Raw genomic sequence first — 10,368 nt, 5'->3', positions numbered from 1 at the left:
AAACCCTTGTTTCACAATGATTTCAGGTAGTTCAAGAAAGATGCGAGTAAGGGATTGAACTTACCTTTTCTGATCAGGCGATCGCGAATTTGGGAAATGTGGATATGGAGAGTCTCGACTCGATCAATTTTATTTAATCCGAAATCAGCAGGGTTTAAAACTGACGTGGAAGTAGGGGGGAACCTATAATTTCCCTGATCAAGACGTGCGATTGCATGTTCATGGTGTATCATTGCAACAAGCTTGGGTAGATGACCAAGAAGTGATTATGCAGGCGCAACAATTGCAATGTCCTTCCTTTAAGCAGGTTCGCTTTAGCTACAATTTATAAATAGAAATTACAGTGCTTCTGTTGATTGTAGGTTAAGGTAAAAACATCTATTGGCGATCGCGTGTATGAACAGCTTGGTTAAATTACTCTGGACTAGCTTCTGTTTCACCCCTCTCTTGATTTCGGCGGCTATAGCACAAACGGAGATTCCATCACTCCCAAAAGCCGATGCTGTTCCTGAATATCACCCCGGCTTAGGGAGTTCTCTTCAAGCGCAAACGCTAGATTCTTCCCCACCTGTAACCCAAGATTTAACAACGCTACAAATTAAACCTCGCTGGGGAATTGGTTACAGTACTTCCGGTGCGGGATACGATGGTTTTACCCGCTTGGACAGTTTTCTCCCGCTGCGACAAAATCCCGGTAGTATGCTGACATTTTTAGAGGGACGATTGCAGTTAGATAATAGTGCAAATCTCGGTGGTAATCTATTATTTGGACACCGCTTTTATAATCAGTCACTAAATCGGATTTTTGGCGGTTATTTAGGTTTTGACAGTCGGAATACGGGAAATAATACATTCCATCAGTTAGGCGTGGGGTTGGAAACATTGGGAGAGGTTTGGGATGTGCGCCTCAATGGTTATTTTCCTCTGGGTGATACTCGTGATTTAGTGGATGAAACAGCATTTGATACCGGATTTCAACTGACCGATCGTTTTTTTCGGGATCATTTTTTAGTGGTTCAGGGACAACGACAACGGGGACAAGTGCGCCAATTTGAAGCAGCAATGACAGGGTTTGATCTGGAGGTGGGTGCAAGATTGGCAAAATGGGATCAAGGGGGAGGATTACGAGGGTATGGTGGACTTTATTATTACGATGCTACAGGGAGTGATTCGAGTCTGGGTTGGCGGATGCGATTGGAAGTTCAACCCACGGATAGCTTAAATTTCGGTGTGGCGGTACAAGATGATCAGATATTTGGGACAAATGTAATAGTTAGTGTGGGGGCGATTTTCGGGAAAACTCGTTCCCAAGCAGATGCTGGTATTTTATCCCGTTTAGGGGATGGCGTAGGGCGTAATTCCAGTATCACGGTTGATAGTCAAACGGAATCAGATTTTTTCAGTGAAGAAATTATTACTACCGCAACGAATCCCCAAACCGGTGAACCTTATGTGTTTCAGCATGTTAATTTAGGCGCGAATGGGGGAAATGGTACGGTTGAAACGCCTTTTGGAACAGTCGATTCAGCGCTAGCAGCGACGCGATCGCAGGGGAATGATATTGTTTATGTACAAGAGGGGACGAATCCCGGTATTCCAGCTTTTACAATTCCTGATCAGGTGCAGGTTTTGTCCACAGCACCAATTCAAGAACTGGATACAATAGAATTTGGTCGCGTACAACTTCCCTTATCCGATGCTGGTGTTTTTCCTCAGGTAATGGATACAGTAACGTTGGGAAATAATACGGTGTTATCCGGATTTACAATAACTGGAGTAACCAATCCAGGAATTGTCGCCAGGGGTATTCAAAATGGGGAAGTTCGAGACAGTATGATTACCAGTTCTAGTCAAGCTGGGGTTTTACTGGAAAATACTGGAGGTTTTATTTCATTTACCAATAGTGCGATCGCGGGAAATGGCGTTCCTAGCTTAAGTGTTACATCGGTGAATGATGTTGCGATCGCGAATACCACTCTCACCAGTACCAATTCCGCTACAGCAGGGATTTCTCTGGACACAGTTAGCGGAAATTTCGACATCAGCGATAGCACAATTACGATTACCAATCCCACCGATAACGGTATCTTCGCCACGAATATCCAGGGAACCACGACAATTTCCGCTAATACAGGAAGTCAGATTACAACTGAAGGAAATCAAGCCGGAATTTTCCTATCCGATAGTACAGGTACGATTAATTTATCCGGTGTAACCGTGGAGAGTACAGGCGGTGCAGTTGTGGAAGTGAGTAATATTAATAATGGCGCGATCGCGAATAGTACTTTCACCAGTACCAATTCTGCTACAGCAGGGATTTCTCTGGACACAGTTAGCGGAAATTTCGATATCAGTGATAGCACAATCACAATTGAAAATCCAGCCAGTAATGGTATCCTCGCCACAAATATCCAGGGAACCACGACAATTTCCGCTAATACAGGAAGTCAGATTACAACTGAAGGAAATCAAGCCGGAATTTTCCTATCCGATAGTACAGGTACGATTAATTTATCCGGTGTAACCGTGGAGAGTACAGGCGGTGCAGTTGTGGAAGTGAGTAATATTAATAATGGCGCGATCGCGAATAGTACTTTCACCAGTACCAATTCTGCTACAGCAGGGATTTCTCTGGACACAGTTAGCGGAAATTTCGATATCAGTGATAGCACAATCACAATTGAAAATCCAGCCAGTAATGGTATCCTCGCCACAAATATCCAGGGAACCGCTACAATTTCCGCTAATCAAGGAAGTCAGATTACTCAGGCAAATCAAGGCATTGAACTCTCTGATTCTACGGGTGCGATCGCTATTTCTGGATTTGCAATTCGGAATACTGAGGATAGCGGCATTTCTGGAAGCAATCTCAATAATGTTACCCTGGCAAATAACCGCATTGAAGGGGCAACTAATGAAGGAATTTACCTAGCAGATACAGATGGAGAAGTAACTATCGAGAATAACACTATCCTTAATACAATTCCTGTTAAAAACCCTGACGCTACCATTAATTTTGATTTTCCGACAGGTCGGGGAATTATGATTGAAAATGTTACGGGAACCGTTGAGATTATAGGGAACAACATTACTGGAACAGATGGTTTTGCTGCTGACACAGTACAATTACCACTTGTAGGAACCATTGATACATTGCCAAGTGGACAAGGTGTTCTAATCAATAATAGCACGGGTTCTGTCAATATAACTCTTGCAGAAAATGAACTTTATGATAACTTTGAAGATGCAATCCTGATCGGTTTAGGTATTGCTTTAGACAATCCCCTAATTATTGGAAATCCCACAGTTAATTTGACAATTGAGGCAAATACAATAGAAAATAATGGCGACACCAGTCCAATCCGAGGTGACGGCATTGGCATTGGCATGGAAAATAATGCATTGATCGAGAATCTAACTATTTCAGGTAATACGCTGATCGGAAATTTTGATGATGGAATTGACATTCGCATGGGAGAAATTTTTCCTAATGCTACAGCTCAAATTCAGCAAGCTATTATTGAAAACAATGAAATTACAGATAACGTTCAACAAGGTATAAATATAGAACTATTTAAGCAGACAGAAATATTTATGAATATTGGATCAAATATTATTAACAATAATTCCACGGACGTTATAGTTAAACCAAATACTACAGGTGAAATTTGCTTCTATTTTAGCGGAAATAGTGATAATGCAACCTTTGATTTAAATGAAATAACACCGAATAATTCTTCTTGTTTTTAATTGATTCTTATTCGGATACAAACTTGCAGCGTCAATCACCCGATACCGATCAACCACGGCTTGTCCTAACTTTGTCACCTTTTCCGCAACGGTGCTAGGACGATGCATACCAATCCCGCACAATAGCGTAATATCTTGATCACGCACCCCCGCTTTTTCCAACTGCTGTAATATCGGTGGAATCAATACCTGATCGGGACTATCGCGGGTGATATCCGTAAACACAATACAAACGCGATCGCCTGGATGCGCTAATTCGTCTAAGGGTGGGGAATGGATCGGGGTTGAGAGAGTTTTCGCGATCGCACCCTTAACATCCCTCAAAGGTTAGACGGCTTCAGACTTCACTAATGTCCCCCGCATCCCTGGCGGTAACTCAAATTCTAGAAGCGTTTTTCCGTAAGGGACTTTGTACATAGAAAGGGGATTTGACACATCAAAACAGTGTAGAGACGTTGCATGCAACGTCTCTACAACCTACAAGGGAAAAAGGTTTATCCGATAAAAGGGTTTAAACCCTGGCTAATTCCGGTTCGGGACGCTTGCTATTGCGAATTCCGGTAATCGCTTCCGCATAATCATCCTGCTTAAACACACCAGAACCAGAAACGATCGCGTTTGCACCAGCTTCCAAAACTTGCCAGGTGTTGTCGGCTTTGAGTCCACCATCCACTTCAATCCAGGGATCAAGTCCGCGTTCATCACAGATCTGACGCAACTTGCGAATTTTGGGAAGTACACCCGGAATAAAGCTTTGACCACCAAAACCGGGGTTGACACTCATAATCAACACCAAGTCGCAGACATCTAGTACATAGTCAATCAACTCTAACGGGGTGGAGGGATTGAGAACCACACCCGCTTGCTTACCCAATTCTTGAATCTGAGTCAGAGTGCGGTGCAAATGGGGGGAAGCGTTATGTTCCGCATGAACCGAAATAATATCTGCCCCAGCTTCGGCAAAATCCTCGACATACTTTTCTGGTTCCACGATCATCAAGTGAACATCCAGAGGCTTTTTGGTAACTGGGCGCAGCGCTTTAACAATTAGAGGACCGATTGTAATATTGGGGACAAACCGCCCATCCATCACATCAACGTGAATCCAGTCAGCACCAGCAGCATCCACTGCCTGCACTTGTTCCCCCAGTCGGCTAAAATCGGCGGATAAAATGGAGGGGGCAACGACGATGGGTTTTTGGGATTGCGTTTGGGTCATAACTGGTGATACTCTCCTAAGTCCTCTGTTCTGTTAAGTTTCATCCTAACAAAGTCTTTAACATTCCCCTAACAAAACGTGACCTAATTGACTGAATCGATAAATCTAGCCCCCAAGCCACCGTCATCAATGGTATCAACCCGGATAAGAACCACTCCCACGCTTCAACTTCAAACTCGGCAAGGGTGAGTTCTGCACAAACGTTATCATTAATAGCAATACCCAAGTGGCTAAACCCACCCCGACAAAACTATATTTCAAGTTAGGAGAACCTGCCTTGGCTATGCGGTCGCTGATCAAAAAACTGGGATGGATGATTGGAGGTGTGGGACTCTCTACCCTGACCACCCCAATCTTAGCGTCACCGATTTCCATTGGAGAAGCTGGAATTGATGCGTTGCGACTCCATGCTCCCCCCTACAACTTGAGAGGCGATAAAATAGCCATTGGTCAGGTAGAAATCGGTAGACCGGGCTTATTTGGCGTTGATAAAGCCGTATCTTGGAATCCCGCGATCGCACTGGAGCGGGTTTTCTATCGCGATCGACCCGCGAAAGCGGATACGGATGTGGATACTCATGCAGCAATGGTGGCTGGCGTCATGGTCAGCAATGATAAAACCTTACCCGGAGTCGCACCAGGAGCCAGACTCTACGCTTCGGCTGTCGGTTCCCCAATCCGCAGTGGACAGCCCGAAGAATGCCTATCCTCCCAGCATGTTGCTCGGCAAAATAGTGGTGATGTGCGGGCAATTAACTTTAGTTTTGGTGAATCCCTGCAACGAGATGCCAGAGGATCACAAGCGGCGCTCGATGGCAATGCCCTGTTAACAAAATGTATTGATTGGTCAGCGCGGACTCATAATGTTCTCTACGTCATTGCAGGCAACCAAGGTAAAGGTGGCATTCCCATTCCCACTGATCACTATAACGGGATTACCACTGCCTATACCACCCAACGACAAGGACGATTTACCAAGGTAGACTTTGCCAACTTGAGTGATCTGCCAGAGGGAATTGGTCGGCGTTTAATTCAACGGGAAATTAATCAGGGAACTCGCCGTGCGATTAATTTAGTCGCGCCAGGAAGTAATATATCAGTCTACGACCTGGATGGAAAAATTGTCGAAGTCAGTGGGACAAGTTTCGCCGCGCCTCATATTACCGCCTCAGTCGCCCTGATTCAAGAATTTGGCGATCGCCAACTCCACGCCAATCAACCCCAATGGACGACGGATTCAAGACGCCATGAAGTGATGAAAGCGGTGTTACTCAATTCGGCTGACAAAATCCAAGACGAGGGGGATGGGTTGCATCTGGGAATGAGTCGCACCCTGTTGAGCAAAAATAATTACACCTACTTAGAATCCGATGCTTATCTCAATGCCAAAATTCCCCTGGATATGCAAATGGGAACCGGACATCTAAATGTTTTCCGGGCTTATCAACAATTTAGTCCGGGTCAGTGGAGTTCAACGGGGGCTGTACCGCCTGTGGGTTGGGATTATAGTTCAGTTAAGACTAAATCATTTCAGGATTATGTCTTAGAAAAACCTTTAAAGGCAGAGAGTTATGTGGCGCTGACACTGGCGTGGGATCGGTTGGTTGAGTTAAAAGATGAGAATGGAAATGAGGTGTATGATGTCGGCGAAAGTTTTCGCGATCGCGGCTTAAATAATCTCGACCTTTACCTAATGCCTATTGATGAAAATGATACCCGTAAAAGTGCCTGTGCTTCTGTAAGTGAAGTCGATAGTGTAGAACATATATTCTGCCCCGTTCCGGCTTCAGGTCGCTATAAAATTCGGGTTCAGTATCGTCAAAAAGAAAATGAAGAATCTCAACCCTACGGCTTAGCCTGGTGGACAGTAGCCGAAAGATAGACTTTTAGTTAGGTATAGCGCATCTGTAGGGGCGGGTTTCACGACTATCTTTTATTCCCTTACCCAGATGTGAATAAACCCGCCCCGACCTGACCCGGAAACGTTGAAGCCGTTGTTATAAATGGCACGCGATCGCACTCTCTTGCTCGATTTTTGCTACGATTTGAAGCTATGCGCCTTGTTTATTGCTGGAAATACAGATGGAATCAGTAATATCAGAACATATAGACATTACTCCCGGTGTATGCGGCGGTAAACCCCGCATTGCCGGACATCGGATTAAAGTGCAGGATGTGGTGATCTGGCATGAACAAATGGGACTTTCACCGGATGAGATCATCTCACACTATCCAACCATCACCTTAGCTGATGTGTACGCTGCCTTGGCATATTATCACGATCATCGAGAAGAAATTAGACAGCAAATTCGAGAGGATAAAGCTTTTGCCCAACAATTACAGGCAAAAACATCTTCTTTAGTTCAGCAGAAATTGAGGAATCGAAATGGCGGGCGGACATGATTCGGTTCCACATGGATGAAAATATCAGTAATGTGATCGCTAAGGGTTTACGCAGTCGTGGCATTAATGTAACGACTACACCCGAAGCAGGACTGATTGCCGCACCGGATGAAGTACAATTAGAGTTTTCCCGTTCTCAAGGTCGGGTCATTTTTACTCAAGATACAGACTTCCTGCGGTTGCATGAAGCGGGAATTCCTCACGTTGGTATTGCTTACTGTCATCAAGGCAGTCGGTCAATCGGTGAAATTATACGGGGATTGGTTCTAATTTGGGAGTTGCTTGAACCAGAAGAAATGATAGGAAAGGTTGAATTCCTTTGATGAGGAGTAACACAAATTTTAAGTAGTGGAAATCAGTTGATGGCTTCTTATTGTGATATTAGGGTCAAGAATATAGAGCAACCTAAGCAAATTGAGCGGATTCCCATTGTTAATTTTGGTAAGCAATTCGCCCCGACACAAGCTGAGCACCTGCTGATTCGTTACCAAAACCGCAACCTGTGGAACACCTTTAACCCAAATCGGTCATTCTTAAACAGAACATGGGTCATTGAGGTATACTAATGAATCAACAGACACTCCGTCGCACAGGGATTATCGCCGCAGGTATCGTTTTAGCCGGATTTATAGCAGGGTTAATCAGCCAAAATATCAATGCCCAAAACTCCCCAAACCCTCAAGCGCCAGAGTTAACCGCACAGCAACCTAATCCGTCTGTGGATACCAAACTCGTTGAAGCTAATACTAAATTTGGCTTTAAATTATTTTCTGAGATTCTTCAGCAAGATAGCGATAAGAACGTTTTCATCTCGCCAACCAGCGTCGCGATCGCGCTAGCCATGACGTACAATGGTGCCAGGGGTGAAACCCAAGCAGCTATGGCAAACGCGCTAGAACTCCAAGGGATGAGTCTGTCAGAGGTTAACCAGGCAAATGAAGCCTTAAAAACTACCTTAGAAAACGCCGATTCTGATATTCAGCTATCCATCGCTAACTCGCTTTGGGCAAGACAAGGTATCTCATTTAAACCCGACTTCCTGCAACGCAATCAGCAATTATACGATGCTCAAATAACCGATCTAGATTTTGCTAACCCTGAATCATTACGTATCATCAATAACTGGGTCAATGAAAATACTAATGGCAAAATACCGCAAATTATTAGCGAAATCCAACCCGATGATATTTTATTTTTAATCAATGCCATCTATTTTAAAGGCAACTGGACGGAGCAATTTGACAAAGATAAAACGGTAGATCGTCCCTTTTATTTAGCTGATGGCACTCAGAAAGAACATCCGATGATGTCTCAATCGGGAGAGTATCAATATTATGAAGATGACACGGTACAAGCCATCAGCTTACCTTACGGTGAAGGACGCCTAAGTTTCTATGTCTTCCTCCCCCGTGAAAATGCCAGTCTAGATACCTTTGAGCAGCAACTCACTCCAGAAAACTGGCAACAATGGATGAATCAGTTCGGTAAACGGGATGGCTCAATCGTACTACCGCGCTTTAAATTGGAGTACGAAATTCAACTCAACAAAGCCCTAAAAGCCCTAGGAATGGACGTTGCTTTTGATGATCGGGCTGATTTTTCTAATATGACGGAAGAAGATGTCTTAATTAATCAAGTCAAACATAAAACCTTTGTCGAAGTGAATGAAGAAGGCACAGAAGCAGCCGCAGCTACTTCTATTGGCATGGTTCTCACCTCTGCTGCTATTCCCCAAACCCCCTTCGAGATGGTGGTTGACCGCCCCTTTTTCTGTGCGATTCGCGATAATCAAACCGGAACAATTTTATTCATGGGTTCCATTCGAGAACCAAAATAGAAACCAGAAATATCAATGTAGCTGGCTGAATAAATCTTTGAACCCGTTTTAACGGGTTTAAGCTTTAAGCCAGAACTTTAGTTCTCGGCTCAAGGCTCGTACCATCCAGGTTAAAGTTGTTATTTTTGGATAAATTAGAATAGGGGAATACTCGAAAGCGTAATCAGGACGAGGAAATAACAATGGGAACAGCAACTCTTATCCCAGACAAGTTCTCACTGGACGACTTTATGGTCAATCCGCCTGAGAAAATGGAGTGGGTAAATGGTCAACTGGTGGAAAAAAACGGTATGACACTCAGACATGGCAAAATTCAATTGAGGCTAGGTCGTTACTGGGACGATTACAAAAACTCCAGTGGACAAGGTGGAGAGGTTTATACTGATGTGCCTTGTCGCACCAATAAGCAGGGACGTTCTCCTGATGTGGCATATCTGACACCGGAACTGGTGGCGCAGTTTGGCAATGTAGCCACATTGCCTCAGAGTTTTCCCTTATGTGCTGAGATTGTTTCGCCAACGGATATAGCCGAGACGGTGTTGCTCAAAGCCCAGGAGTATTTAGAGTCGGGGGGTGAAGAAGTTTGGCTGGTGTTTCCGGAGAGTCGCTGGGTGATGGTGATGACGGAAAATCAGGGGTTGATGTTTACATCGGGTCAACAGGTGAAGACACAGAAAGCCTTACAGGGTTTTACCGTATCTGTGGATGAGTTGTTGGCGTAAGCTGCATCCTTTCCCATCCCCTCGTGTTTCTCTATACACTATAGAAGTAGGCAGTTTGCCAGCGTCACTCGTATCCTAGAAAAGGGTTCTTGCGTACTTAAAGGAGCATCAGTTATTATGGCGGACTTGGGAAATCTGTTTCAAAAAGCGTTTTATCTGGGCGTTGGTTTAGCCTCTTATGCTAGTGAGAAAGCTGGGGGAACAATCGGGGAACTGCGAACTCAAGCTCAAAAGCTGGCGGATGAACTGGTTGCTCGTGGTGAAATGACCACTGAAGAAGCTCGTAAGATGGTTGATGATATGGTGCAACAAGCTCAACAGCAGCAGCAATCGGCTCAACCTCCGCAACCCGACAAGACGGGAACTGAACCCCGCCGGATTGAAATTATTTCTGACGACGAGGAGCAAACCTCTAGCGAAGAGCAGAATATTGACGC

Annotated in this window: 10 protein-coding genes; 8 read left to right on the top strand and 2 right to left on the bottom strand. The window is 44.5% G+C overall.

From position 1 onward, the window contains the following. The first annotated feature begins 205 nt into the window (after positions 1-205). The gene (locus ACLFWI_RS19135) at positions 206-331 is read left to right on the top strand and encodes a hypothetical protein (RefSeq protein WP_446414227.1); all 126 of its coding nucleotides are present in this window, start codon (positions 206-208) and stop codon (positions 329-331) included. Positions 332-396: 65 nt separating this feature from the next. Then, positions 397-3,750 (top strand): right-handed parallel beta-helix repeat-containing protein, encoded by a 3,354-nt coding sequence (locus tag ACLFWI_RS19130; protein WP_446414226.1) that lies wholly within the window; start codon positions 397-399, stop codon positions 3,748-3,750. Here the strand turns inward: ACLFWI_RS19130 and ACLFWI_RS19125 are convergent. Then, the gene (locus ACLFWI_RS19125; protein ID WP_446414225.1) at positions 3,712-4,074 is read right to left on the bottom strand and encodes a lactate racemase domain-containing protein; all 363 of its coding nucleotides are present in this window, start codon (positions 4,072-4,074) and stop codon (positions 3,712-3,714) included. The genes ACLFWI_RS19130 and ACLFWI_RS19125 overlap by 39 nt on opposite strands. A gap of 187 nt (positions 4,075-4,261) precedes the next feature. Then, positions 4,262-4,969 carry a ribulose-phosphate 3-epimerase gene (gene rpe, locus ACLFWI_RS19120; RefSeq protein ID WP_446408525.1) on the bottom strand — a complete coding sequence of 236 codons (708 nt, stop codon included), beginning with the start codon at positions 4,967-4,969 and terminating at the stop codon, positions 4,262-4,264. Between the two features lie 283 nt (positions 4,970-5,252). On the opposite strand from rpe, the gene ACLFWI_RS19115 reads away from it, so the two are divergent. From ACLFWI_RS19115 to ACLFWI_RS19090, 6 genes are all read left to right on the top strand, one after another. Then, positions 5,253-6,851 (top strand): S8 family serine peptidase, encoded by a 1,599-nt coding sequence (locus ACLFWI_RS19115; protein ID WP_446414228.1) that lies wholly within the window; start codon positions 5,253-5,255, stop codon positions 6,849-6,851. Positions 6,852-7,051: 200 nt separating this feature from the next. Then, positions 7,052-7,372, top strand: coding sequence for a DUF433 domain-containing protein (locus tag ACLFWI_RS19110; protein ID WP_446352198.1), 321 nt, complete (start codon positions 7,052-7,054; stop codon positions 7,370-7,372). After that, positions 7,369-7,695, top strand: a complete 327-nt coding sequence (locus tag ACLFWI_RS19105) for a DUF5615 family PIN-like protein (protein ID WP_446414224.1) — start codon at positions 7,369-7,371, stop codon at positions 7,693-7,695. The genes ACLFWI_RS19110 and ACLFWI_RS19105 overlap by 4 nt, the downstream gene beginning before the upstream one ends. Before the next feature lie 242 nt (positions 7,696-7,937). Further along, on the top strand, positions 7,938-9,209 hold the full coding sequence (locus ACLFWI_RS19100; RefSeq protein ID WP_446414223.1) for a serpin family protein: 1,272 nt from the start codon (positions 7,938-7,940) through the stop codon (positions 9,207-9,209). 182 nt (positions 9,210-9,391) lie between these two features. Then, positions 9,392-9,931: a Uma2 family endonuclease gene (locus ACLFWI_RS19095; RefSeq protein ID WP_446408523.1), complete on the top strand. Its 540-nt coding sequence runs from the start codon at positions 9,392-9,394 to the stop codon at positions 9,929-9,931. 117 nt (positions 9,932-10,048) lie between these two features. Then, positions 10,049-10,368, top strand: a 320-nt coding sequence (locus tag ACLFWI_RS19090) for a phasin family protein (protein ID WP_446414222.1), incomplete at its 3' end; no start/stop codon positions are given.

It is taken from the genome of Coleofasciculus sp. (assembly GCF_046539235.1).
Lineage (GTDB): Bacteria > Cyanobacteriota > Cyanobacteriia > Cyanobacteriales > Coleofasciculaceae > Coleofasciculus.
This window is presented reverse-complemented; position numbering and strand designations above follow the sequence as displayed.

Coding starts and splice junctions, on each gene's coding strand:
- ACLFWI_RS19095 (WP_446408523.1), top strand. CDS start 9,392: ATGGGAACAGCAACTCTTATCCCAGACAAGTTCTCACTGGACGACTTT.
- ACLFWI_RS19105 (WP_446414224.1), top strand. CDS start 7,369: ATGATTCGGTTCCACATGGATGAAAATATCAGTAATGTGATCGCTAAG.
- ACLFWI_RS19100 (WP_446414223.1), top strand. CDS start 7,938: ATGAATCAACAGACACTCCGTCGCACAGGGATTATCGCCGCAGGTATC.
- rpe (WP_446408525.1), bottom strand. CDS start 4,969: ATGACCCAAACGCAATCCCAAAAACCCATCGTCGTTGCCCCCTCCATT.
- ACLFWI_RS19110 (WP_446352198.1), top strand. CDS start 7,052: ATGGAATCAGTAATATCAGAACATATAGACATTACTCCCGGTGTATGC.
- ACLFWI_RS19115 (WP_446414228.1), top strand. CDS start 5,253: ATGCGGTCGCTGATCAAAAAACTGGGATGGATGATTGGAGGTGTGGGA.
- ACLFWI_RS19130 (WP_446414226.1), top strand. CDS start 397: ATGAACAGCTTGGTTAAATTACTCTGGACTAGCTTCTGTTTCACCCCT.